General features: G+C 57.8%; 24 protein-coding genes and 1 pseudogene. 13 read left to right on the top strand and 12 right to left on the bottom strand.

Features of this window, described 5'->3' with window-relative positions:
* Positions 1 to 6: 6 nt before the first annotated feature.
* The 6 genes from acrB to BWI95_RS11345 all read left to right on the top strand — a co-directional run bounded on the left by acrB (position 7) and on the right by BWI95_RS11345 (position 6,381).
* Complete coding sequence (gene acrB, locus BWI95_RS11370; RefSeq protein ID WP_076769497.1) at positions 7 to 3,156, top strand: multidrug efflux RND transporter permease subunit AcrB; 3,150 nt, start codon at positions 7 to 9, stop codon at positions 3,154 to 3,156.
* Between the two features lie 531 nt (positions 3,157 to 3,687).
* Positions 3,688 to 4,062: an Hha toxicity modulator TomB gene (gene tomB / locus BWI95_RS11365; RefSeq protein WP_023478264.1), complete on the top strand. Its 375-nt coding sequence runs from the start codon at positions 3,688 to 3,690 to the stop codon at positions 4,060 to 4,062.
* A 23-nt stretch (positions 4,063 to 4,085) separates the two neighbouring features.
* Positions 4,086 to 4,304: an HHA domain-containing protein gene (locus BWI95_RS11360; RefSeq protein WP_023478287.1), complete on the top strand. Its 219-nt coding sequence runs from the start codon at positions 4,086 to 4,088 to the stop codon at positions 4,302 to 4,304.
* A gap of 75 nt (positions 4,305 to 4,379) precedes the next feature.
* Positions 4,380 to 4,946 (top strand): maltose O-acetyltransferase, encoded by a 567-nt coding sequence (gene maa, locus BWI95_RS11355; RefSeq protein WP_076769496.1) that lies wholly within the window; start codon positions 4,380 to 4,382, stop codon positions 4,944 to 4,946.
* A 103-nt stretch (positions 4,947 to 5,049) separates the two neighbouring features.
* On the top strand, positions 5,050 to 5,553 hold the full coding sequence (locus BWI95_RS11350) for a YlaC family protein (protein ID WP_054804487.1): 504 nt from the start codon (positions 5,050 to 5,052) through the stop codon (positions 5,551 to 5,553).
* Positions 5,554 to 5,679: 126 nt separating this feature from the next.
* Positions 5,680 to 6,381 (top strand): GNAT family N-acetyltransferase, encoded by a 702-nt coding sequence (locus BWI95_RS11345; RefSeq protein WP_076769495.1) that lies wholly within the window; start codon positions 5,680 to 5,682, stop codon positions 6,379 to 6,381.
* On the opposite strand, the gene ykgO is transcribed toward BWI95_RS11345, so the two are convergent.
* Entirely contained in the window at positions 6,378 to 6,518 is a 141-nt protein-coding gene (gene ykgO / locus BWI95_RS11340; RefSeq protein WP_023478279.1) for a type B 50S ribosomal protein L36, read from the bottom strand. The two genes, BWI95_RS11345 and ykgO, sit on opposite strands and share 4 nt — an antisense overlap.
* Positions 6,519 to 6,521: 3 nt before the next feature.
* Positions 6,522 to 6,782, bottom strand: coding sequence for a type B 50S ribosomal protein L31 (locus BWI95_RS11335; RefSeq protein WP_023478283.1), 261 nt, complete (start codon positions 6,780 to 6,782; stop codon positions 6,522 to 6,524).
* Between the two features lie 261 nt (positions 6,783 to 7,043).
* Between BWI95_RS11335 and BWI95_RS11330 the strand changes: the two genes are divergently transcribed.
* The 4 genes from BWI95_RS11330 to BWI95_RS11315 are packed head-to-tail and all read left to right on the top strand — an operon-like array spanning position 7,044 to position 10,345.
* Positions 7,044 to 8,072, top strand: coding sequence for an isopenicillin N synthase family dioxygenase (locus tag BWI95_RS11330; RefSeq protein ID WP_076769494.1), 1,029 nt, complete (start codon positions 7,044 to 7,046; stop codon positions 8,070 to 8,072).
* 22 nt (positions 8,073 to 8,094) lie between these two features.
* Positions 8,095 to 8,901, top strand: a complete 807-nt coding sequence (locus BWI95_RS11325) for a MetQ/NlpA family ABC transporter substrate-binding protein (protein ID WP_076769493.1) — start codon at positions 8,095 to 8,097, stop codon at positions 8,899 to 8,901.
* Positions 8,898 to 9,689 (top strand): methionine ABC transporter ATP-binding protein, encoded by a 792-nt coding sequence (locus BWI95_RS11320; protein WP_054804486.1) that lies wholly within the window; start codon positions 8,898 to 8,900, stop codon positions 9,687 to 9,689. Before BWI95_RS11325 ends, BWI95_RS11320 begins: the two co-directional genes overlap by 4 nt.
* Positions 9,686 to 10,345 (top strand): methionine ABC transporter permease, encoded by a 660-nt coding sequence (locus tag BWI95_RS11315; protein ID WP_167552480.1) that lies wholly within the window; start codon positions 9,686 to 9,688, stop codon positions 10,343 to 10,345. Before BWI95_RS11320 ends, BWI95_RS11315 begins: the two co-directional genes overlap by 4 nt.
* Position 10,346: 1 nt before the next feature.
* On the opposite strand, the gene BWI95_RS11310 is transcribed toward BWI95_RS11315, so the two are convergent.
* On the bottom strand, positions 10,347 to 11,717 hold the full coding sequence (locus BWI95_RS11310) for a PTS transporter subunit EIIC (protein WP_076769492.1): 1,371 nt from the start codon (positions 11,715 to 11,717) through the stop codon (positions 10,347 to 10,349).
* A 277-nt stretch (positions 11,718 to 11,994) separates the two neighbouring features.
* On the opposite strand from BWI95_RS11310, the gene BWI95_RS11305 reads away from it, so the two are divergent.
* Complete coding sequence (locus BWI95_RS11305; RefSeq protein WP_054804484.1) at positions 11,995 to 13,194, top strand: enolase C-terminal domain-like protein; 1,200 nt, start codon at positions 11,995 to 11,997, stop codon at positions 13,192 to 13,194.
* 1 nt (position 13,195) lies between these two features.
* On the opposite strand, the gene BWI95_RS11300 is transcribed toward BWI95_RS11305, so the two are convergent.
* The 7 genes from BWI95_RS11300 to yczE all read right to left on the bottom strand — a co-directional run bounded on the left by BWI95_RS11300 (position 13,196) and on the right by yczE (position 20,434).
* Positions 13,196 to 13,912 carry a GntR family transcriptional regulator gene (locus BWI95_RS11300; RefSeq protein ID WP_042712883.1) on the bottom strand — a complete coding sequence of 239 codons (717 nt, stop codon included), beginning with the start codon at positions 13,910 to 13,912 and terminating at the stop codon, positions 13,196 to 13,198.
* A 105-nt stretch (positions 13,913 to 14,017) separates the two neighbouring features.
* Positions 14,018 to 17,089 carry a beta-galactosidase gene (locus BWI95_RS11295; RefSeq protein ID WP_076769491.1) on the bottom strand — a complete coding sequence of 1,024 codons (3,072 nt, stop codon included), beginning with the start codon at positions 17,087 to 17,089 and terminating at the stop codon, positions 14,018 to 14,020.
* Positions 17,090 to 17,192: 103 nt separating this feature from the next.
* A complete protein-coding gene (locus tag BWI95_RS11290) occupies positions 17,193 to 18,272 on the bottom strand; it encodes a LacI family DNA-binding transcriptional regulator (protein ID WP_076769490.1) in 1,080 nt (359 codons plus the stop codon).
* A 214-nt stretch (positions 18,273 to 18,486) separates the two neighbouring features.
* Entirely contained in the window at positions 18,487 to 18,705 is a 219-nt protein-coding gene (locus BWI95_RS11285; protein ID WP_023478265.1) for a hypothetical protein, read from the bottom strand.
* Entirely contained in the window at positions 18,702 to 18,953 is a 252-nt protein-coding gene (locus BWI95_RS11280; protein ID WP_023478273.1) for a hypothetical protein, read from the bottom strand. The genes BWI95_RS11285 and BWI95_RS11280 overlap by 4 nt, the downstream gene beginning before the upstream one ends.
* A 236-nt stretch (positions 18,954 to 19,189) precedes the next feature.
* On the bottom strand, positions 19,190 to 19,735 hold the full coding sequence (locus tag BWI95_RS11275) for a GNAT family N-acetyltransferase (protein ID WP_054804689.1): 546 nt from the start codon (positions 19,733 to 19,735) through the stop codon (positions 19,190 to 19,192).
* 87 nt (positions 19,736 to 19,822) lie between these two features.
* A complete protein-coding gene (gene yczE, locus BWI95_RS23100) occupies positions 19,823 to 20,434 on the bottom strand; it encodes a membrane protein YczE (RefSeq protein WP_083699384.1) in 612 nt (203 codons plus the stop codon).
* Positions 20,435 to 20,518: 84 nt separating this feature from the next.
* Here yczE and yczR point away from each other — a divergent pair, with 84 nt between their 5' ends.
* Positions 20,519 to 21,940: a MocR-like transcription factor YczR gene (gene yczR, locus BWI95_RS11260; protein ID WP_076769487.1), complete on the top strand. Its 1,422-nt coding sequence runs from the start codon at positions 20,519 to 20,521 to the stop codon at positions 21,938 to 21,940.
* Positions 21,941 to 21,943: 3 nt separating this feature from the next.
* Here yczR and BWI95_RS11255 read toward each other — a convergent pair whose 3' ends face one another.
* Positions 21,944 to 22,537 (bottom strand): hypothetical protein, encoded by a 594-nt coding sequence (locus BWI95_RS11255; RefSeq protein WP_054804462.1) that lies wholly within the window; start codon positions 22,535 to 22,537, stop codon positions 21,944 to 21,946.
* 112 nt (positions 22,538 to 22,649) lie between these two features.
* On the opposite strand from BWI95_RS11255, the gene BWI95_RS11250 reads away from it, so the two are divergent.
* Positions 22,650 to 23,069, top strand: coding sequence for a GFA family protein (locus BWI95_RS11250; protein WP_076769486.1), 420 nt, complete (start codon positions 22,650 to 22,652; stop codon positions 23,067 to 23,069).
* Positions 23,070 to 23,079: 10 nt separating this feature from the next.
* On the opposite strand, the pseudogene treC reads toward BWI95_RS11250, so the two are convergent.
* Positions 23,080 to 24,743 (bottom strand): annotated as a pseudogene (gene treC / locus BWI95_RS11245) (alpha,alpha-phosphotrehalase).
* Positions 24,744 to 24,746: the final 3 nt, after the last annotated feature.

Genomic DNA, 24,746 nt, shown 5'->3' with positions numbered 1-24,746 from the left:
TAAGACATGGCTAAGTTTTTTATCGATCGCCCCATATTTGCGTGGGTTATCGCGATTATCATCATGCTGGCGGGGGCGCTATCGATCCTCAAATTGCCGGTGGCGCAGTATCCAACGATTGCGCCACCTGCGGTTCAGATCACCGCTTCTTATCCAGGTGCTGATGCGAAAACGGTGCAGGACACCGTAACGCAGGTTATCGAACAGAACATGAACGGTATCGATAACCTCCTTTATATGTCCTCCACCAGTGACTCCTCTGGTACGGTCCAGATCACCATCACCTTTGATTCCGGTACTGATGCGGATATCGCGCAGGTTCAGGTGCAGAACAAACTGCAGCTGGCGATGCCGCTTCTGCCGCAGGAAGTGCAGCAACAGGGCGTGAGCGTTGAGAAATCTTCCAGTAGCTTCCTGATGGTGCTCGGTATGATCAGTACCGACGGCTCAATGAAGCAGGAAGATATTGCCGACTATGTGGGCGCGACCATTAAAGATCCGGTCAGCCGTACCACCGGCGTGGGTGACGTTCAGCTGTTCGGTGCGCAGTATGCGATGCGTATCTGGATGGATCCGAACAAGCTCAATAACTTCCAGCTGACGCCAGTCGACGTGATCACGGCTATTAAAGCGCAGAACGCCCAGGTCGCGGCCGGGCAGTTGGGCGGTACGCCGCCGGTGAAAGGGCAGCAGCTGAACGCCTCGATCATCGCGCAGACCCGTCTCACCTCGACCGACGAGTTTGGCAAAATTCTGCTGAAAGTGAACAGCGATGGTTCGCAGGTTCGCCTGCGCGACGTAGCGAAGATTGAACTGGGCGGCGAAAGCTACGACGTTGTCGCACGCTACAACGGTCAACCGGCGGCGGGTCTGGGCATTAAACTGGCGACCGGTGCTAACGCACTGGATACCGCAGAAGCGGTACGCGCGACCATTGCCGGTCTCGAACCTTTCTTCCCGCACGGCCTGAAAGTGGTTTACCCGTACGACACCACCCCGTTCGTTAAGATCTCCATTAACGAAGTGGTTAAAACGCTGGTTGAAGCGATCGTACTGGTCTTCCTGGTCATGTATCTGTTCCTACAGAACTTCCGCGCGACGCTGATCCCGACCATTGCGGTGCCGGTGGTGCTGCTGGGTACCTTCGCCATTCTTAACGCCTTCGGCTACTCGATAAACACCCTCACCATGTTTGGTATGGTGCTGGCGATAGGCCTGTTGGTGGATGATGCCATCGTGGTGGTGGAGAACGTCGAACGTGTGATGATGGAAGAGGGTCTGCCGCCAAAAGAGGCAACCCGGCGTTCGATGGATCAGATTCAGGGCGCGCTGGTCGGTATTGCGCTGGTGCTGTCGGCGGTATTTATTCCGATGGCCTTCTTCGGCGGCTCTACCGGCGCAATCTATCGTCAGTTCTCCATTACCATTGTTTCCGCGATGGTGCTGTCGGTGATTGTAGCGTTGATCCTGACGCCGGCACTCTGTGCCACCATGCTGAAACCGGTCGCCAAAGGCGATCACGGCGAGCATAAAAAAGGCTTCTTCGGCTGGTTTAACCGCATGTTCGATAAGAGCACGCACCACTACACCGACAGCGTGGGCAATATCCTGCGCAGCACCGGTCGTTATCTGCTGCTCTATATTGTTATCGTTGCAGGCATGGCGGTGCTGTTTGTCCGTCTGCCGAGTTCGTTCCTGCCTGATGAAGACCAGGGCGTGTTTCTGACCATGGCCCAGTTGCCTGCCGGCGCGACGCAAGAGCGTACGCAGAAGGTGCTGGACGAAGTGACGAAATACTACCTGGAGAATGAGAAAGCCAACGTTAACTCGGTCTTTACCGTTAACGGCTTCGGCTTCTCGGGCCGCGGGCAGAACACCGGCCTGGCGTTCGTCTCCCTGAAAAACTGGGATGAGCGTGCGGGTGAGGAGAACAAAGTGCCGGCGATTGCAGGTCGTGCCAGCGCGCACTTCTCGCAGATTAAAGATGCGATGGTCTTCGCCTTTAACCTGCCGGCAATTGTTGAACTGGGTACCGCGACCGGCTTCGACTTCCAGCTGATTGACCAGGCTAACCTCGGTCACGATAAGTTAACGCAGGCGCGTAACCAGCTGTTTGGCGAGATTGCGCAGCATCCGGATCTGCTGGTGGGTGTGCGTCCGAACGGTCTGGAAGATACGCCGCAGTTCAAGATCGATATCGATCAGGAGAAAGCGCAGGCGCTGGGCGTGTCGATTAGCGACATCAACACCACGCTGGGCGCAGCCTGGGGCGGCAGCTACGTGAACGACTTTATCGACCGCGGTCGTGTGAAGAAGGTTTACGTTATGTCGCAGGCGCAATACCGCATGCTGCCAAACGATATTGGCAACTGGTATGTGCGCGCAACGGATGGTCAGATGGTGCCCTTCTCCGCGTTCTCCACTACTCACTGGGAGTATGGCTCACCGCGTCTGGAGCGTTACAACGGTCTGCCGTCAATGGAACTGCTGGGCCAGGCTGCACCGGGCCGCAGTACCGGTGAAGCGATGGATCTGATGGAGCAGCTGGCAAGTAAATTGCCAACCGGCATCGGGTTTGACTGGACCGGCATGTCCTATCAGGAACGCCTCTCCGGCAACCAGGCACCGGCGCTGTACGCCATTTCGCTTATCGTCGTCTTCCTCTGTCTGGCGGCGCTCTATGAGAGCTGGTCGATTCCGTTCTCGGTGATGCTGGTGGTTCCGCTTGGCGTTATCGGTGCCCTGCTCGCGGCGACGTTCCGCGGTCTTGGCAACGACGTTTACTTCCAGGTGGGCCTGCTGACAACCATTGGCTTGTCGGCGAAGAACGCGATACTTATCGTCGAATTCGCCAAAGATCTGATGGATAAAGAGGGCAAAGGGCTGATTGAAGCGACGCTTGAGGCGGTCCGTATGCGTCTGCGTCCGATTCTGATGACCTCGCTGGCGTTTATCCTTGGGGTACTGCCGCTGGTTATCAGTACCGGTGCGGGCTCCGGCGCGCAGAACGCCGTCGGTACCGGCGTAATGGGCGGGATGATCACCGCGACCGTGCTGGCCATCTTCTTTGTTCCGGTATTCTTTGTGGTGGTTCGCCGCCGCTTCAGCCGCCGCAACGACGATGTTGAACACAGCCACAAGGTTGAACAGCACTGATCCTCTCTGCTGATATAAGAAAAGGCCGCGCATAGCGGCCTTTTTCTTTTTTACATCGTTGTGCTTTCCAACTCATCGGATCATTAAATACGTTATTGTTTAACTGATTAATTTATGCGTTAGCATTAAGGCATATAATCACTGTGTATTTGCGAATGTGCTATATTTTCCAGTAATAATCTTAATTTCTCTTAATATTACTTTAAGTCAGAAAAATCCTGGCAGAAAAATATTCTTATAAGCGGAATAATCGGACTCATGCTAACTTAATGAATTGTAAGGCAGTCCGCTGACTTACTTAGCCTGATGAGACGATTCGCATCGCTACTTTTCTCTGTGCCGCGCCGCTTTTTCCGCAGGAAAAGATATTATTTGTAATTTTTCGTGATAGCTCAATGAAATCCTATTCATAGTGGCTTATAGTTATATCAACGAACATAAATCAGCATATGTCTCTGGTCAGAGCAGAAGTTCCCATCCTGAATCAGCCTTTGGTTAGTAAAAAAATTACCACTCAGAAGGGGATGCGTTATGGACGAATACTCGCCGAAAAGGCATGATATTGCGCAGCTTAAATTTCTCTGCGAATCGTTGCACCAGGAGTGCCTCGCCAATCTGGAAGAGAGCCATCATGGATGGGTTAACGATCCCACATCAGCCATCAACCTGCAGTTAAATGAGCTGATTGAGCATATTGCAACCTTCGCGCTGAATTATAAAATTAAGCACGACAAAGATAATAAACTGATTGAATTGATCGACGAATACCTTGATGACACGTTTATGTTGTTCAGCAGTTACGGTATTAATACACACGACTTACAGAAATGGCGTAAAACAGGCGGTAAGCTGTTTCGCAGTTTCGACAATGTAAGCAAGGCTAATCCAGTAAGTCACTCTTGTTAATTTTTCAACACTAAGGTGAAGACATGTCCGAAAAACCATTAACAAAAATTGATTATTTGATGCGTTTAAGGCGCTGCCAATCAATTGATACGCTCGAACGCGTTATTGAAAAAAATAAATACGAACTGACCGACGATGAGCTTACGGTGTTTTATTCAGCGGCCGATCATCGTCTGGCTGAACTGACCATGAATAAGCTTTATGACAAAATCCCCTCGTCGGTGTGGAAATTTGTTCGCTAATTCTTCTCAATGTTAAGAGATGTTATTTCTGCCACAGTCAATCGTTCAACCTCCGTACCAGGTACACTCTAAAAAATGAATGATGAAAAACAGAAAATGATCGCCGGTCTTCCCTACCGGGCGGGCGACGACACTCTGCGCGCCGATCGGCTGCGCGCGCGGCAGCTGCTGCACCGTTACAATCACTCCAGCCCCGATGAAAAAGCAGAACGTAAAGCGATTCTTGCCGATCTGCTCGGGCAGAGCGAAGGGGCTTATATCGAGCCCACTTTCCGCTGCGACTACGGTTACAATATTTTTCTTGGCGAAAGCTTTTACGCTAATTTCGATTGCGTAATGCTGGATGTCTGCCCGATTCATATTGGCGATAACTGCATGCTGGCCCCGGGCGTTCATATCTATACGGCGACGCACCCGCTTGATGCTGTCGAGCGAAACAGCGGCGTGGAATATGGTAAGCCGGTCACGATTGGTCACAATGTGTGGATTGGCGGACGCGCGGTGATTAATCCGGGCGTTACCATCGGCGATAATGCAGTGATTGCCTCCGGCGCGGTGGTGGTGAAAGATGTACCTGCCAATGTGGTCGTCGGCGGCAACCCGGCACGTATTATCAAACATCTGACCGAAGCAACCGTTTAGTAACTGTTATCTTTTTTTGTGGCAAAACTGTTACTTTTTTCACACTGGACGGCAACTTAAAATAGCGTGTCCACCTGCAAATCAGTATCAATAAAGGCCCAAGATGACAGAAATACAGCGGCTGCTCACCGAAACGATTGAAGAGATCAACCAGCGCGAGAAACGGGACAACCGACCGCGCTTCAGCATCAGTTTTATTCGCAACCATCCGGGTCTGTTTATCGGCATGTATCTCGCCTTCTTTGCGACCCTGGCGGTGATGCTGCTGTCCGACACCCTTATCGGCTCCGTCTGGCTGCTGGTGGTGCTTTTCATCGTCCTGAACGGTTTCTTCTTCTTTGATGTTTATCCGCGTTATCGCTTTGAAGATATCGACGTGCTCGACTTCCGCGTCTGCTACAACGGCGAGTGGTATAACACCCGCTTTGTGCCGCAAAGCCTGATCGACGCCATTATGCAGTCGCCGAAAGTCAGCGCTGAAGAGAAATCCCAGCTGGAAAAGATGATTACGCGTAAGGGCGAGCTGTCGTTTTATGACATTTATACCCTCACCCGCCCGGCCTCTGCGCAACCCACTGCGTCTGTGGCTCAGCACTCTGCCGGTTAAGCAGGCACGCTGCCGCGCGTAACAGCGCGGCACGCTCCTTTCCTCCCTCTTTTTCAGGAATATCTCTCCTTTGCGATTTGTGGTCTGATAAAAACCGACCGCCACCCGCCTTCTCAAGGAGAAACGATGACTCAGCTGAATCAATATCAACAACCTGTCGGCGAGGCCCTGCCCGACTGGCAGCCCCGCCCTTTTCCGCAACGTCTCACTTTTGAAGGCCGTTTCTGCCGCCTTGAACCGCTTAACGTCGATCATGCTGCCGCGCTGTTTCAGGCGCACCAGCAGGCGCCGGATAACCGAAGCTGGACCTGGCTCACCCGCGAGCCGGAACAAAACGAAGCGGAGTATCTTCACTGGGTTGAGAGCAACTGTGCGCTGCGCGATCCCATCCATTTTGCGGTGATCGATCTGCGCACCGGCAAACCAGTCGGCAGCCTGGCGCTGATGCGTATTGATACGGAGAATGGGGTGATGGAGGTAGGACACGTGCATTTTTCGCCGCTGCTCAGCCGCACGCCTGCGTCGACGGAAGCGCACTGGCTGTTAATGCGTTATGCCTTTAGCACGCTCGGCTATCGCCGCTATGAGTGGAAGTGCCACAGCCTGAATGAACCGTCACGCCAGGCGGCACTGCGGTTAGGTTTTCAGTTTGAGGGGCGCTTTCGCCAGGCGATGGTGCGTAAAGGGCATAACCGCGATACGGACTGGTTTTCGATTATTGATGGCGAGTGGCCCGCCGTTGACCAGGCGCTGCAACGCTGGCTTGCCGCCGATAACTTTACTCCCGACGGCAAGCAGCGCGCTTCGCTGGCATCGCTTCGCGCTTAACGTCTCTTCTTCTTACCCTGCACCGCTTTAAAGCGCGGGTTCGATTTGCAAATCACATAGATACGCCCCTTGCGCCGGACAATCTGGCAGTCAGGGTGGCGTTGTTTTGCGCTGCGCAATGAATTGAGTACCTGCATAGTTTACGCCTTCTTATCGTTAAAGAACCGGCCATAGCGCTGCTGGAACCGCGCCGCGCTGCCTTCACTGGAGATCACTTTCTGCTTACCGGTGTAGTAAGGGTGCGACGCAGACGAGACCTCAATGGTGATATAGGGATATTTCACCCCTTCAAGCTCAATTTCCCGATCCGTTCGGATGGTCGAACCCACTTTGAAGTATTCGTTGGCGCTGGTGTCGTGAAACACCACGGTGCGGTAATGGGGATGGATATCAGGTCGCATAATTTACTCATCTGTTTTGTTATAACATAACAAAAGTCTATCGGAGATGTGTCGCCATTTCAAGCAGCGCGCGTTATGCGTTTTTCGCAAAAGCACATGATCCTGCGCGGTCATAAATTAGAAAAGAAGGTTATTGGTTCATTTTTCTCGCCTGAGGCAAGCTGAGTTAAACCCGCTAACAGGAGACGATCATGCGTTGTTGTTGCCGCCCAACCCTGAACCTGACACATCCCCCTTTATCGACTATTTGCGGAGAAAACAGTGAACGCAGCCACCTTACCGGTTCTCGATCTCGCCCGTTATACCAGCAGCGCTGAACGCGATGCCTTCCTCGCCGACCTGCGCCACGCCGCGCGCGACATCGGCTTTTTCTACCTGATTAACCACGGCGTCGATGACGCTTTACAGAATGCCGTGCAGCGTGAAGCGCGCCGCTTTTTCGCCCTCACCGAGGCGCAAAAAGAGCAGGTAGCGATGATCCACTCGCCCCACTTTCGCGGCTATAACCGCGCCGCATCGGAGATCACACGCGGCCAGCCAGACTGGCGTGAACAGTTCGATATCGGCGCCGAGCGCCCGGCGCTGTTACTGAGCGACAGCGATCCGCGCTGGCGGCGGTTACAGGGGCCAAATTTATGGCCAGACGCCTTACCGACGCTGAAGCCGGCCCTGCTCGACTGGCAACGCGCCATGACATCGATGGCGCTGCGCCTGCTGCGCGCCTTTGCCGAAGCGCTACAACTTCCCGCCGATGCGTTCGACGCGCTGTATGGCAGCAAGCCTAACGAGCACATCAAACTGATCCGCTATCCCGGCCAGCACGCCACACAGAGCGCGCAGGGCGTCGGGGCGCATAAAGATTCCGGTTTCCTCAGTTTCCTGCTGCAGGATGAGCAAAAAGGGTTACAGGTCGAGGTCGCACCCGATCGCTGGATCGACGCAGCGCCGCGGGCGGGCAGTTTTGTGGTCAATATCGGCGAACTGCTGGAGCTGGCGACCAACGGCTATCTGCGCGCTACCGTGCACCGGGTGGTTTCCCCTCCAGCGGATCGCGAGCGCCTCTCCATCGCCTTTTTCCTCGGCGCGCAGCTGGAAGCCAATGTGCCGCTCTATACCCTTCCCCCTCATCTGGCAGAGGAGGCGCGCGGGCCGGAGAGCGATCCGCTCAACCCGCTTCTGCGTGATGTGGGCTGGAACTACCTGAAAGGCCGCCTGCGATCCCACCCGGACGTGGCGGAACGCTACTACCGCGATGTGCTGCGCAGCCGCACAGAACAGCTGATCGCCTGACGCTAACTACAAGGAAAAGACCATGAAATATGTCGCATTGACGCTGGCAGGTGCCGCGCTGTCTCTCTCGCTGGCGGGCTTCGCCGCCCAGGCCACGCCCTTACGTGTCGCCGCCGACCCGGTACCGCACGCCGAGATCCTTAACTACATCAAAACCCTCGATCCGAAACTCGATCTGCAAGTGGTGGAGCTGAGCAACGGCGCGAATGCCAACGAACTGCTGGCAAATGGCGACGTCGACGCCAACTACTTCCAGCACCTGCCCTACCTGAAAGATCAGGAGAAGGTACTTGGCAAGCCGTTTGCCGTGGCGGCAACGGTGCATATTGAGCCGCTGGGCATCTACTCGCGCAAATACAAAAACTTTACCTCGCTGCCGGATAACGCCACCGTTGCCGTGCCCAATAACCCCACCAACCTCAGCCGTGCGCTGTTTCTGCTGCAAAGCCAGGGGTTGATAAAACTCGACGCTAAATTTACCGATCCGGCCACCACCCAGGCGACGCCGAAAAACATCGCTGAAAACCCGAAGCACCTGAAGATCCTTGAGATCGAATCACCGCAGATCCCGCGCTCGCTGGATGATGTCGATTTGGCAGTGATCAACGGCAACTATGCGCTGGAAGCGGGGCTAACGCCGGCAAAAGATGCGCTGGGGCTGGAGAGTGCGGATCATAACCCCTACGCCAATATTCTGGTCACCACGCCACAGCTTGCCAACGATCCGCGCATCAACGCGCTGGCGAAAGATCTCACCTCACCGCAGGTGGCCGAGTTTATTCGCAAGCGTTATCACGGTTCGGTGATCCCGGTCGCGCCGCAGTCATGATTGCCATCGAAGGGCTGAGTAAAATCTATGCCGGAACAGGCCGACCGGCATTAAAGGATCTCTCGCTGCACGTACCGAAGGGGGCGATCTACGGCATCCTTGGGCGCAGCGGTGCGGGAAAAAGCACGCTGATCCGCTGCCTTAATCTGCTGGAGCGGCCCACGGCGGGCCGCATTATCGTCGACGGCTGCGACATCACCCGGCTTGATAACGCCGGGCTGCGCGCGCACCGCCTGCGTACCGGCATGATTTTCCAGCACTTCAACCTTCTTCATGCCCGCACGGTGGCGCAAAACATCGCCGTGCCGCTGGAGATTGCCGGCGTGCCGAAAACGCAGCGCCAGTCACGCATTGAGGAACTGCTGTGGCTGGTGGGGTTGAGCGATAAAGCGCACGCTTACCCCTCGCAGCTTTCCGGCGGGCAGAAACAGCGCGTCGGCATCGCCCGCGCGCTGGCTACCCGGCCGCAGGTGCTGCTGTGCGATGAAGCGACCAGCGCCCTCGATCCGCAAACCACCGCCTCGGTGCTGTCGCTGCTGGCGGATATCAACCAGAAGCTCAATCTGACGATTGTGCTGATCACCCATGAGCTGGAGGTGGTGAAAACCCTCTGCGATCACGCGGCGCTGCTGGAGGATGGCGAGCTGGTTGAGGATGGCAAAATCGCCGATCTGCTGATGACACCACGGTCGAAACTGCGCCAGTCGCTGTTACACGATCCGCAAAGCGAGCAGGCGTTTCTTGCCCGCCACGGTTTTAACGGGAGGCCATTATGCGTGGTGGCATGAGTTGGGACGAACTCTGGCCGCTGCTAGTGAACGGCACGCTAGAGACGCTCTATATGGTCGGGCTGGCGGCGCTCTTTACGGTGCTGATTGGCCTGCCGCTTGGCGTGCTGTTATTTATCTCCCGCCGCAATGGCCTGGCACCGATGCCGACGCTGAATGCCGTACTCGGCAGCATCGTCAATGTCGGCCGCTCGCTGCCCTTTATTGTGCTGCTGATTGCGCTGATCCCCTTCACCCGCCTGTTGATTGGCACCACGCTAGGCAGCACGGCGGCGATTGTGCCAATCACCATTGGTGCCTTTCCCTTCTTTGCGCGCTTAACGGAAAACGCCCTTGATGAGGTGGAGTATGGCCGTATCGAAGCGATCCTCTCGATGGGCGGCAATCTGTGGCATGTGATTGGCAAAGCGCTGCTGTCCGAAGCGCTCCCCTCGCTGCTGGCGAGCATTACGCTGACGGTGGTGATGCTGATTGGTTTCTCATCGATGGCAGGAGTTATTGGCGGCGGCGGGTTGGGCGATCTTGCTATCCGTTATGGTTATCAACGCTTTAACGACCAGGTGATGGTCGGGACGGTGGTGATTCTGGTGGTGCTGGTGCAGGGCGTGCAGATGGCAGGAGAGAGGCTGGTGCGCCGCCTGGCGCACCGACGTTAAGCTACTGTTTCGCCTCTTTCGCCAGCAGCAGCGTGGTGAGCGCAAAGGAGAGCACCAGCGCAATCGCCACGCCGGAGAGCGCAAAGATAAAGTAGGGGCCAATGTAGGCTGGCAGGCTGAAGATGCTCGACAAAATATAGCCGTAGAGCCGCACGCCGAAGAAGGCGATAAACGCCGAGGCCAGCGAGCTGGCAACGGTGGCGGCAATAAAGGCTTTTTTGTAGCGCGTTAAGACACCAAACAAGGCCGGTTCGGTAATGCCGAGCAGCGCTGAAATGGCCGCCGACAAGCTGACGCTCTTCTCCTGGCGATCTTTACTCAAGCGCCAGATGGCAAAGGTTGAACCGGCAATTGCCATATTGGCCATAAACATCATCGGCATCAGCATGTCATACCCGCGATCGCTGAAGTTTTGCAACGCAATCGGCGTCATGGCGTGGTGCATGCCGGTGAGGATCGCCACCGGGCGAATCGCCCCCACCACCAGCCCGGCGAAACTTGCCGAAATACTGAACAGCCCTTCAATAAACAGCGCCAGCCCTTTGCCGAGCCAGATGCCGATGGGGCCAATCACCACCAGCGCTGCCAGCGCACCGAGGAACAGCGTCAATGTTGGCGTAAAGACGGTCTTCAGCACCTCCGGCATAATGCTGTCCACCCAGCGATGGATATAGCTGAGCGCCAGCACCGAGAAGATCACCGGGATCACGCTTGCCGAGTAGTTAAAGACGGAAACCGGGATGGCGTTAAGCAGCCAGAAGGCGCTGACTGCCCCCTCCTGATGCGCCGCCAGCGCTTTCGCCGCCTCGATAAGCGAGGGGTACATCAGGCAGGCTGCGACCGCTGCCGCCAAATATTCATTGGTCTTGAATATTTTTGCCGCCGAGACCGCGAGGAAAAAGGGCAGGAAGTAGAAGACGCCGCTGGCAATCAGATCGATGACGATCACCGTATCGCTTTTCGCCGAGATGACGTTGAGGGCAATCAGCCCGGCCAACAGCCCTTTGATCATCCCCGCCCCGGCAATGGCGGGCACAATCGGCCCAAAGACGCCGGAGACCGTATCCATAAACAGCGACACCAGACTTTTGCGCCCCTTCTCTTTCGCAGCCGGTGCTGCCGGCGCGTTGCCGAGGGCGGCGAGAAGTTGCTCGTACCAGCTGTTGACCTGCGGGCCAATCACGATCTGGAACTGGTCGCTTTGCAACTGCGCGCCCAGCACGCCGGGCACTTTTTTAATCTCCGCCTGCTCCACTTTATTGTCATCCACCAGCGAGAAGCGCAGGCGCGTCATACAGTGCCAGACGTTATGAATATTATCCCGCCCGCCCACCAGGCGAATAATATTGGTGATGGCTTCTTGCGTGCCCATAAAAACTCCTGCCGGATGCGTTGTTGTTTTCGTCGTTGCTACCAAGGGTAGAGAAATGCCGGAAGCAAAACAAACCAATAAAATATGAAATCCGTCACACTTTGCTGCTATCAAGCATTCATTAACGCAACAAAGCGCAAATTGGTCTGGTTTTTAATTACATTAAGAGGGGAAAGCTGACCAAAATATTTATTCGAAAAAAGCATTTACCTCGCGGCGAAATTAGGGTGAAGATAGTGGCCATTCCCCGCTTATATTTCGCTGTAAAGGAGTTCCCGTGACGCCAACGCTTATCCAGAATATCGACTGTTTTATTACCCGTCCCGACAGGCATAACCTGGTCGTCGTGCGGGTAACAACCGATAAAGGTGTCATCGGCCACGGCTGTGCGACCTTTCAGCAGCGCCCGCTGGCGGTCAAAACGGTGGTGGATGAGTACCTGAAGCCGCTGCTGATTGGTCGCGATGCCAATAACATTGAAGATCTGTGGCAGATGATGAGCGTCAACGCCTACTGGCGTAACGGCCCGATCCTTAACAACGCCATCTCCGGTGTTGATATGGCACTGTGGGATATCAAAGGCCAGCTCGCCGGAATGCCGCTCTATCAGCTGTTGGGTGGGAAGTCCCGCGATGCCATCGCCGCCTACAGCCACGCCAGCGGTGAAACCCTCGACGAACTCTTCGTCTCGGTCGATAAGCTTGTGGCGCAGGGGTATCGCCATGTGCGCTGTCAGCTCGGTTTTTACGGCGGTACGCCTTCGCAGCTGCAAACGCCGGACAACCCGACGCCGGGCGCCTATTTTGACCAGCAGGAGTATATGCGCAACACCGTCTCCATGTTTAAAGCGCTGCGCGAGAAGTATGGCGACAGCCTGCATATTCTGCATGACGTGCATGAGCGCCTCTTCCCACAGCAGGCGGTGCAACTGGCGAAGCAGCTGGAATCCTGGCAGCCCTACTTTATTGAAGATATTCTGCCGCCCGCGCAGAGCGGCTGGCTCGATCAGGTGCGCCAGCACAGCAGCGCGCCGCTGGCGATGGGTGAGCTGTTTAACAACCCGGCGGAGTGGCACGATCTGATTGTGAACCGCCGCATCGACTTTATCCGCTGCCATATCTCGCAGCTTGGCGGCATCACCCCGGCGCTGAAGCTGGCGGTGCTCTGTCAGGCCTTCGGCGTGCGCCTGGCCTGGCACGGCCCGGGCGATATGACGCCCATCGCGGTAGCGGTCAATACCCATCTCAATATCCATCTGCATAACGCCGCGATTCAGGAGTATATCCCGCGCTCCGCCACCACGGATGCGGTTTTCCCCGGCGCGCCGCAGGTGAAAGCAGGCTTTGTCTATGCGCCGGAAAAACCGGGCATCGGCGTTGGGTTTAATGAAGAGGAGGCGCGCGCCTGGCCCGTCACTTACCGCCCCCATGAGTGGACGCAGAGCCGCCTCACCGACGGCACCATGCACACGCCGTAATTCAGCCGCCGCCCTGGCGGAAGGTCAGGTTTTCGCGGTTATGCGGGATGACATAGGTACAGCTGTAGTTGATATCGATAATGTCGCTGATCTCGTAGACCTGGCCGCCCTCAAGAATGCCGCGGTTGCTGATGTGCATCGCCGGGCTGCCCTTTTTACAGCCGAGCAGCGCGGCCTGCTCGCGGCTGACGTTCACCGCGCGGTAGGTGGTGAGCAGATGGGAAATTTGATACCCCTTGCTTAATACATACTGCTGCAGTGAGCGCTCAATCACCTGCTGATTGAGATCGGCAAACCCCTCCACCGGCATACGGGAAATCTCAATCTGCACCGCCTGCTCATCGACAAAGCGCAGGCGGCAAAACTGCCAGATAAAGCTCTCATCGCTCAGGCCAAAGATCTGCTGCTCATCGCGGTTCGGCCGCTTCTTATGCAGGCTTACCATGCGAAAGCGGATCTGATCGAAACGCTTCTCGGTGATTGAGTTGTAGACCAGCGGGTTGTTGCGCGCCTGCTCATTAATCCAGATGCCGGATCCCTGCACAATGCGGACCACACCAATGCTGGCAAGCTTCTCCAGCGCCTGGCGGATGGTGAAGCGCGACACGCCATACTCCTGCGCCAGCTGCCGCTCCGGGGGGAGTTTGCGCGGGCCTGGCGCACTGTTCTGGTAAATTTTGCTGAGCAGATCCTGCGTGACGAACTCTTTTTTCTTCATCCACCCCTTCCCAACGCGAACCGCCACCGGCGCATGTTATAGCCACAGACCGGTAAAGATACCCGATGTCGTGCGGGAACAACATGCCCGGCGCGGAACCGGCGTCTACGCCTGCTGCCAGCGCAAGCGGTAACGCACCCGCTCCTGCTGCAAAATAAACTCCGGCGAGACGCTCGGGCTCCAGGAGTCATCCCCGCCGACGCCCATATGGAAGGCGTCGAGATGCAGCCAGCAGCCCGCTTCTTCGCGCAGCAGATGGTGGTGCGTCGTCTCCCGCAGTTGGGTGTCGCTGTAGCAGCCGAGGGAGAAGTGGAACTGCCCCTCCAGCTGATGCGCGCCACACTGCAACAGCCGGGTGTCGCAGCGCAGGCCATTTTCGCCGGGGAAAATATAAGGCGTATGCAGCGCCGCCAGCGGCTGCGTCCAGCGCCCTTGGCTGGCCGAGAGTTTACGGTCCGGGTAGTTTTCATGGGGGCCAAGACCGAGCCAGCTCACCTCTGCCGGACGCTCCGCAAGCTGGCACACCAGCCCGATGCGCGCCGGCGGCGGAATATCATTTGCCACCACCACCTCAATATCGGCCTGTAACCCGCCGGTCCTATCAATCCGCCACGTTTTCTCGCTGATAAAGGCGCTTTTCCCGGCACCGATCCAGCGGTGAATCGTGCGCAGCGTCACCTGTTGTGCGCTCTCCTGCACCTCAAAGCTCAACATCTCGGCGTGAAGATCGTACATTCCCGCCGCTTTCCAGCGCTCCACCCAGGCATTGGGATCGATGCGCGTCACTTCACTGATGCCGATATCGTTATCGAGCGGCGCGCGGGTAAAACAGTCGGTCACCGGTGTCAGCAGCGTCTCCTGCCCGTCGCGCCACCACTGCACCAGATCTCCGCGTTGGCGGCAGAAGGCCCAGCGCTGGTTGCCCTGGGTAACGGTGTAAGTTTCATTACTGACCTCGAGCGTCGGTCGCTCGCCCTGTTCAGCAGGCGCCGCAAAATAGAGTGGTGCAGGTAAGCGCCACTGATCCCAGGCGCAGCGATGCCAGGCCGCAGACCAGGCCGTCGCCTCGCGCTGATAAACCTCAACGTTAAGCCACACTTCGCCCGGCGCAGCGGTCAGCTCCGGCAAATCCAGCGCAATCTGCACCTTGCCCTGCGGCGCAATGACCAGCGCGGTTTCGCCCTGCGCCAGCACCTCACCGTCGCGCTCGACACGCCAGCGCAGCACTTCGTTATCGCTGGTGCGGAACAGGTATTCGCTGGTCACTTCCATGGTCAGCGGTGAAGCGCTGAGCAGAGAAAACTGGAAAAACTGCTGCGCGCGCTGCGCTTCGAACAGCGCCGGGTGCGGGGTGCGATCCGGGAAAACCAGCCCGTTCATGCAGAACTGCCGGTCATTCGGCGTATCGCCAAAATCACCGCCGTAGGCCCAGAAGGGCTGCCCGTCTTCGCCAATTTTTGTCAGTGCCTGGTCAACCCAGTCCCAGACAAAGCCGCCCTGCAAACGCGGCGCGGCGCGAAACGCCTGCCAGTATTTGGCGAAACCGCCAAAGCTGTTGCCCATCGCATGGGCATATTCACAGAGGATCAGCGGCCGGGTCTCCTCCGGCAGGCCGATCCACTTTTTGATCGACCACTTCGGTACCTGCGGAAAAGGTTGATCCTGGTCGACGCGGGCATACATCGGGCAGATGATATCCGTCGCTGCGGTGTTCGCCCCGCCCCCTTCGTACTGTACCGGGCGCGTTGGATCGGTGCTCTTCAGCCAGCGGTAAAGCGCATCGTGATTCGCGCCATGCCCGGACTCATTGCCCAGCGACCAGATGATGATCGACGGATGGTTGCGGTCGCGCTGCACCATGCGCGTCACGCGCTCGCTCATCGCTGGCAGCCAGCGCGGATCGTCCGCCAGGCGGCTCATCGGCACCATGCCATGCGTTTCAATGTTGGCCTCATCTACCACATAGAGACCGTAGCGATCGCAGAGGCGATACCAGAGCGGGTGGTTAGGATAGTGGGAGCAGCGCACGGTGTTGAAGTTATGCTGTTTCATCAGCTCGATATCGCGCCGCATGGTCGCTTCATCGACCGCCTGGCCGTGCTCCGGGTGGTGCTCGTGGCGGTTAACGCCGCGGATCAGCAGCGGCTGGCCGTTAAGTTTCAATAAGCCCTGATGGATCTCCACGTGACGGAAGCCGACATCGCAGGCTTCAACTTCCACGCAGTTACCCTCTTCATCGCAAAGCGTCAGCGTCAGGCGATAGAGGTTCGGCGTCTCCGCGCTCCACAGCAGCGGCGACTCAACCGGCAGCGTAAGGCTCAGACGCTCCGCCCAGCTGCCGCGCTCATCGATCACCGCGCTGCCGGGCGTCTGTTCGCCAGAGGCGATTTTTTCACCATTGCGCCACAGCACCGCCGTCACGCGCGATCCGGCAAACTCGCCTGCCAGTTCCACCGCCACCTGCACGCTTGCGCGGGTAAACTCCGCGTTGAGCACGGTGGTGTAGTGGTAATCAGCAATGTGCAGCGCCGGTTTATGTTGCAGCGAGACGTCGCGGAAGATGCCGCTCATACGCCACATATCCTGATCTTCGAGATAGCTGCCGTCGCACCAGCGCAGCACCATCACCGCCAGGCGGTTTTCGCCTGCGCGTAGCACCGCGCTGAGATCGAACTCCGCTGGCAGGCGGCTATCCTGCGAATAACCGACCCACTGCCCGTTGCACCAGAGATGGAAAGCAGAGTTAACGCCGTCGAACACAATCCGCGTCTGCCCCTCGGCGATCGCCTCAGCGCCCACCTCAAATGTGAGCGAGTAACAACCGGTTGGGTTCTGCTGCGGAACAAACGGCGGGTTAACGGGGATCGGATAGGTCACATTGGTATAGATCGGCGTATCGAAGCCCTGCATCTGCCAGTTGGAGGGCACCGGCATTGCCACAGCATCGGCGCAATCGTGCGCCAGCCACTGCTCAGGCACCGCTTCCGGCGAGGCGAAAAAACTAAATTGCCACAGGCCGTTCAACGAGCGATGCGAGGGTGATTCCGCTTCATCCCGCGCGGCGGTTTCATCGCGCCAACTGCGCATTGGGGCATGTGCCGCCAGGCGATGCCACTGGGTGACAACCGGGTTTTCCCAGTCGCGACGGGAGAGTAATGAAGCAAGGGTAGATGGCATAACAACCTCTTTTGCGAAGCGCTCACAATTTTTAGCACAATGGCGCAAACCGGGCCGCAGGTAAAGGCGCAGAGCGGCTGAAAGCGAAGAGGATCACAAAAGCTTAGCGGCGATTGAGTAAAGCCACCTGCTCCGCCAGCTGTTGCAGACGCCGGGCCAGCGCTTCACCGCTCTCTTTTTGCTGCGACAGCGGTGCGCTGGAGTAGCGCCCGACCAGAGTGACCGGCAGGCGTATCTGGCAAAAGCCGTCGCCCTGCGCCTGGTTATCCAGTAGCCAGTCAACGCTACGCGTGCCCGCCTCTTTGAACGCCTGGCGCACGGTGGTGAGCGGTGGCGAAAACCAGGCACTGTCGTCGGTATCGTCATAACCAACCACCGAGATCTGCTCCGGGACGGCAATGCCTTTTGCCGCGCAGGCGCGCAGTACGCCAAGCGCCATCTGATCGTTTGCCACCAGCACCGCCTGCGGCAGCTGCGGCCCGGCGAGTAAGCGCTGCGCTTTTTCAAACCCGGAGGCCGCGCTCCAGTCACCGTGCGTGCAGGCGAAGGGAGACAGCTTTGCTTCCTCCAGCGCCGCCAGCCAGCCGCTAAAGCGTGCGCGTGCCGAAACCGAGCTCTCCGGCCCGCCGAGCAGCGCAATGCGCTGGTGCCCCAACGCCCGCAGGTGCTCAACCCCAAGGCGCGCGCCCTGAGCGGCATCAAACACCAGGCTGTTGACCGTCGCCGTGTCGCTGACATCGAGAAACAGCACCGGCACCGGTGCGGCCTGCGCCGCCAGCTGCTGCGCCAGCGCATCGTCGAGCGGGACGTTAATCAGCACCCCCTCCACCCTCTGCGCCAGCAATTCCTGCAGCGCCGCCGCGCAGCTCTGCTCATCGTGCTGTTCAACCATCGAAATCATCACGCTGGCTCCCGCCTGCCCGGCGCGGCTCTTGACCGCCGAGGCAATTTGCGACGGTGCATGCAGCGCCAGATCGGTGGTCACTAAGCCAAGGGTTTTGCTGCGTTTGCCCGCCAGCTGCTGCGCGCCGCGGTTGGGCACATAGTGCAGCGCCGCCATCGCCGCCTGCACCTTTTCACGGGTGCGCGCAGAGACATGGGCCGCATCGTTGATTACGCGGGAGACGGTCTGGTAAGAGACGCCGGCATGGCGGGCGACATCATAGAGAGTGATGGTTTTCATAAGCTTCCGGGCCACTGCGAATTTTAGGCAGTATACCCGCTTCATCGCCCGTTGCCTGCGCGCGGTTACGGGAAGCAAAAAGAAATAACGACGAGCCACAAACGGCTCGCCGTAAACATCATCCTTAATGCTTTATTGAGATGGTTGCTGTTATTATTTTAACCATCATCACACTTTTATTTGCAATTAAAATGATGGTTTCATGACAAGTGTGTTACTGCTGGCGGGGAATAGGGAATCCTTTCAGTGAAATAATAAAGCTGTTCCCTTCTTTTTTTATTTTCGCACCAGCGTCACACCAGTCCGATGCAATGCGAAAGAACTCATCTGTGCCAATATTCCAGTCCAGACGAACTTGTTTGACGAACCCTGAGCGCAGCAGCTCGCACGCTTCACGGTAACTGTGGGCGATGGAAAGCAGTTGTTGGTTCATTTTCTCTTCTTCAGAAGTTTGCGTAGTGCTTTGATTTCTTTGGTTGTAAGTGGCGTTGCGCTCTCTTCTTCCGTGTGCTGGCTGTCGACCTCTTCCTCTGATACGCTCTCCTCTTCCACCGCCTCAAACGCCAGCAGCAGAAGCTTTTGCGTTGCCGAGCCTAAATTCTCATTGTTGACTTCAGCATAATGGCGAAGTTTCTCTTTTAACGCTTCATCAATTCTTACGTTTAATACAGCGCTGGTCATGATTATCCCTTCTGGTGTGAATAAACACGCTAATTAATACACGAACTTAGGTAGCCGATCCACAAATATATTTCAGAAATATAACAAGCCGAAATACCCCATAAATAATTTGCACGAGAAAGATGACATAAATATTAAATTAATATTTCATTATTATGACAATTTTAATATATGGGTGAGAAATTACTTAGAAGAGATAAATAATTGACAGCCCGGGTGGGCTGTCGGCGCGGGCATCAGCCGTACAGGCGGTTCCAGTCATCGCGGGTGATCTCCCACAACTCGGTCTCTAACTCGCCCGCCACATAGTGGCCTGGCTGGCGGCGAACCAGCCGCATACCGCTGCTGTGCGAAATCTTTCTCGACCGCTCGTTAGCCACCGCTTTTGGCGCGCGCAGCACCTCGCGCTTCAGGCCATTGAACCAGTAATCGGTCACTGCGTGGCACGCTTCGCGCATATAGCCTTTCCCCTGCCACTCCGGCGCCAGCCAGAAACCACGGTTGTTATCCGGCGTGCTCATCAGGCAGATAACGCCCATTAACTCGCGCTCATCCTCTTTACGACGCAGCGTCCAGAACCAGCCTTCACCGGCGCGGCTCGCCGCCAGCGCGACGTTATCAACATAGTGCTGCGCGGCACCTTCCGGGTAGGGCCACGGCACGCTGGCAATCAGGTAACGCACGATCTCCCAGCGCGGAAAAACGCGCTGGATCTGCTCAGCATCGGCAGATACCAGCGGTAGCAGGCGTAATCTTTCGGTCTCCAGAATGGGTGTGGTCATAGGCTCTCTCCCTTCAGGCCGAAAGCGTCGGCCTGTGATAACTCAGCATCCCTTAACTTCATCTGCCTGTAAACCTGACAAAAATGGCTAAGCGGCAGGTTTTACTTCTGCGACGGGAACAGGACGCGGTGCGAAGCGAAACCACGGCAGGCAGAGCTGGATCAGCGGGCCGATGGTCAGCGCATAGAGCACCGTGCCGACGCCTAGCGTGCCGCCCAGCAGCCAGCCAATCAGCAGCACCGACAGCTCAATCACGGTACGGATGCTGCGCACCGACCAGCCGGTGCGCGCATGTACCCCGGTCATCAGCCCATCACGCGGGCCGGAGCCAAACCCGGCACCGATATACATCGCCGTGGCAATCGCATTAACCACGATGGCGCCCGCCAGCAGCCCGCTGCGCGGCAGTATGTCACTCAGCGTCGGGATGACGGAAAGCGCGGCATCGGCTGCCAGGCCTAACACCACCACATTACTGATGGTGCCAAGCCCAGGGCGCTGGCGCAGCGGGATCCACAGCAGCAGCACCAGCGCGCCGGTGGCGATCATCACCGTGCCGATATCCAGCGCCAGCAGTTTCGCCACGCCAAGGTGAAAGACATTCCACGGGTCGGCACCGAGATCGGCGCGCACAAACATGGCGGTAGAGAGGCCGTAAAGGGATAACCCGAAATAGAGTTGCAGTAATCGACGCAGCATAGATCTTCTCCGTTTGGACAGGCTTCCATCTTCCCCGTAAATGGACTTATGATTAATGTCCAGTTTTCAGATAGTGGACTGCTTATGTCATCCCGTCGTTTTGGTAGCCAGTCGTTGCTGCGCCTATTAGGCCACTGGCAACAATCGTCTTCCCGCACACCGCTCTGGCGTCAGCTTGCCGATGCGCTGCGCTTGTTGATCCTCGACGGCAGGCTGGCGCTGGATACCCGTCTGCCCGGCGAGCGGGAGCTGGCGACCACGCTCTCGGTGAGCCGCACGACGATTGCCAGCGCGCTGGCGCACCTGCGCGAGGAGGGCTATCTGGAGAGCCGTCACGGCAGCGGCTCGCGGGTGATCCTGCCCGATAACCGCGCCATACCGACGCGCAGCACTGCTGGCGCGGCGCTCGATCTCTCCACCGCCGCGCTCAGCGCCGGGCCGGAAATTCACCAGGCCTATAGCCACGCCTTAACGGCAATCGCTCCCTATCTTACGCGTACCGGGTATGGTCAGCTCGGCGTGCTGGCGCTGCGCGAAGCGATTGCCGCACGCTATACCGCGCGCGGTTTACCGACCCATGTCGATGAAGTGATGGTGGTGAATGGCGCGTTGAGCGGGCTGGCGCTGGTGTTGCGAATGCTGACCGGGCCTGGCGATCGCGTGGTGGTCGATCACCCTACCTACCCGCTGGCGATTGCGGCGATTCAGGGGGCGTCGTGCAGGCCGGTTGGCGTCTCGCTGCCACAGCGCGGCTGGGACACCGACGGTTTTGCCGCCACGCTGGCGCAGACCGCGCCACGCCTTGCCTACCTGATGCCCGATTATCACAATCCGACCGGGCGCTGCATGGACAGCGCGACGCGGGAAGCGATCGCCGCCATTGCCGCCCGCACGCGTACTACGCTGGTGGTGGATGAGACGATGGTTGATCTCTGGTACGAAAACGCGCCCCCGCCGCCGCTTGCCGCGTTTGATAAAAGCGATACGGTTATTACACTCGGTTCGGCGGGGAAAACCTTCTGGGGCGGTTTACGGCTGGGGTGGGTTCGCGCCTCGGCGCGCACTATCGCCCACCTGGCGCAGACGCGCGACTCGCTGGAGCTGGGAACACCGCTGCTGGAACAGCTGGCAACGCAGTGGCTGATGGCGAATGAAAACGACTTTCTGCCAGCGCGCAGGGCGATGCTGCAAGCGCGCCGCGACCGCTGCGGCGAACTCATGGCGGATCTCTTCCCCGCGTGGCATTTTCAGCCGCCGGAGGGCGGGTTGTCTTACTGGGTCGAGCTGCCCGACCGGCTGGCGACGGCTTTTGCCGCGCGCGCGGAAACCGAGGGCATTCATCTCGGTGCCGGCACGCGTTTCGGCCTCGACGGCGCGTTCGAGCGCAATCTGCGCATCCCCTTCGCGCTGGAGTCAACGGTGCTTGAGGATGCGCTGCTGCGCATAAAACCGCTGTGGCACGCGCTCAATCCGGCGGCCCCGTCGTTTAAGCGCAGCGTAGTGTAAGCATCAGGAAGCGGGCGGCGTCAGCGGGGCGAGCGCCTCGCTTTTCACCCAACCAGTGGTGCTTTTACCCTCGTCACTCACATACTCGACCTGCGTCCACTCGCCCTGAGCTTGCAGCACGCCGACCACATCATCCTGCACGACAAACGCTTTTCGCCTCGTCTTCTCTTCAGGCTGGCGATAGAAGTAGAGCCGCTCGGCGCGCACCTGCGCCATCGACTGCCAGTCGGTATCGCGGGTTTTACTCAATCCCAGACCATCATTGATCAGCGGCAGCATGGCATTGACGCAGCCGTCATGGGACTGCCCGCCGGGCACGGTGAGCGTCACGCCGTCGGCTGTTGCCGCAAGGTGCCCCGGCAGCACGGCAGTTGACCAGGAGGTGATCGTTGCATCGCCCTTTGCCGACACCTCCCCCGCCAGCGAAAAGGCGCAGGTGCGCGTCACGCCGACACCGAGGGTTTCGCTGTAGTAACCGCTGATCTTGCCCTGCGGCGAGACCGCAAGCTGCAGCGCTTCATAGATGCCGGAGTGCAGCGTGGCAGCCATACCGGATGTGGAAACAAGGAGTGTTAGTAAAATTAATGATTTACGCATAGTACTGAGCCTCAGGGCGATAAGTGCAGCGATTCTACACGCTTGCGCGCCCCTCCCGGTATCACCAAAAAAGGCTATGGTTGAGAGTATCGTTCCAGGCTGGAGAAGTGAGATGAGTGAGAAAAAACGGGCGCAGTGCCACTGCGGTGCGGTGGTGTTTAACGTGACGCTGCTCGACGGCTTTAACAACGCGCGGCGCTGCAACTGTTCCTACTGCCGGATGCGCGGCGCGGTGGCGGTCACCGCGCCGCTGTCAGGCATTGATATTCTTCAGGGCAGAGAGAAGCTTACGGAGTACCGCTTTAACACAGGGTTCGCCGTCCACTTCTTCTGCTCGGTGTGCGGCATATACACCTTCCATCAGCGCCGCTCTAACCCCGATCAATATGGCGTTAACGCGGCCTGCATTGAAGGCGTATCGCCGTTCGATTTCGCCGAAATCCCGGTCTCCGAAGGGGTGAATCACCCGTCAGACGGGGGCGATAACAGCGGCGTTGCCGGGTATCTGCGCTACACCCCCGCCGGGAAGTGAAGCGGCTTACCTACTCCCGCAGCCACCAGCCGCACTCATAAGGTCTGAGCGTGCCGGTGGTAAGCAGTTGCGCGCCATCCGCGTAGTTGCCATAGAGCAGACGCCAGCCCGCCTCACGGGCAGACACGCCTCATTCAGCGCCAGCGACTCGCCGCTGAGGTTGGCAATCACCCGCAGGGTTTGCGCCTCATCGTCCCGCTGGTAGCACCAGCATGCGGGCGAATCGGGGTCGAGATCCTGATAGTCGCCAAAGGTGAGCACCGGCAGTTTTTTGCGCAGCGCGATCAGTTCCCGGTAGGTGTGCAGCACCGAATCGCTATCCGCCATCTCACTGACCACGTTGATCTGCCGGTAGTTATCCGCCACGTCAATCCAGCTTTCGCCGTCGGTAAAACCGGCGTTCTCGCTGTCATCCCACTGCACCGGCGTTCTGCCGTTATCGCGGGATTTGTGCGCCAGCACCGCCAGCACATCCTTTTCATCCTGATGCAGGCGCAGGATTTTGAACATATTCAGGCTTTCGACATCGCGGTATTGATCGATGCGGCTGAAGTGCGGATTGGTCATGCCAATCTCTTCACCCTGGTAGATATAGGGCGTCCCCTGCATACCGTGCAGCACCATCGCCAGCATTTTCGCCGAGACGGTGCGCAGCGCCCCATCATCCCCCAGCCGGGAAACGATGCGCGGCTGATCGTGGTTACACCAGAAGAGCGCGTTCCACGCCAGGTTGTGCATCCCGCGCTGCCATTCGGCGAAGATGCGCTTTAGTGCCACCCGATCCGGCGGCGCAAGCCGCCACTTCTCACCCTGCGGATAGTCGATTTTCAGGTGGTGGAAGTTAAAGGTCATCGACAGCTCTTTGCCATCCAGCCGCGCATAGCGCTGGCAGTGCTCAAGCCGGGTGGATGACATTTCGCCCACCGTCATCAACCCGCGCGGCTGAAAGACATCCCGGCTCATCTCTTCGAGAAAGTCGTGAATCGCCGGGCCATCGGTGTAGAAACGGCGGCCATCACCCTCATCGTCATCCGGCAAATCGGGGTGCTTGGAGACCAGGTTGATGACATCGAGCCGCAGCCCGTCCACACCCTTATCCGCCCAGAAGTGGCAGACCGCTTTCAGGGCGTTGCGCACTTCCGGGTTCTCCCAGTTGAGATCCGCCTGCTGGGCAGAGAAGGAGTGCAGATAGTACTGCTGCGTCTCCTCATGCCAGCACCAGGCGCTGCCGCCAAACTTGGAGTGCCAGTTATTGGGCAGCCGCCCCTCTTTGCCGTCGCGCCAGATATAGAAGTTGCGCCACGGGCTGTTACGGTCGCTGGCGGCGGCTTTGAACCACGCATGCTCCGTGGAGGTATGGTTAAACACCATATCCATCACCACCTTGATGCCGCGCTGATGGGCGGCGTCGACCAGCGCCTCAAAATCCGCCATGGTGCCAAACAGCGGATCGATGGCGTAGTAATCCGCCACGTCATAGCCGTTATCCACCTGCGGCGAGAGGTAAACCGGCGTCAGCCAGATGGCGCTTACGCCGAGCCACTGGAGGTAATCAAGGCGACGCACAATGCCCTGAAGATCGCCGAGGCCATTGCCGGTACTGTCCTGAAAACTGCGCGGGTAGATCTGGTAAATCACGCCGTTTTGCCACCACGGAACATTACGTTTGCTCATTGC

Source organism: Kosakonia cowanii JCM 10956 = DSM 18146 (assembly GCF_001975225.1).
Classification (GTDB): Bacteria; Pseudomonadota; Gammaproteobacteria; order Enterobacterales; family Enterobacteriaceae; genus Kosakonia; species Kosakonia cowanii.
The sequence above is the reverse complement of the archived record's forward strand: the minus strand, read 5'-3'. Positions and strand labels throughout refer to the sequence as shown.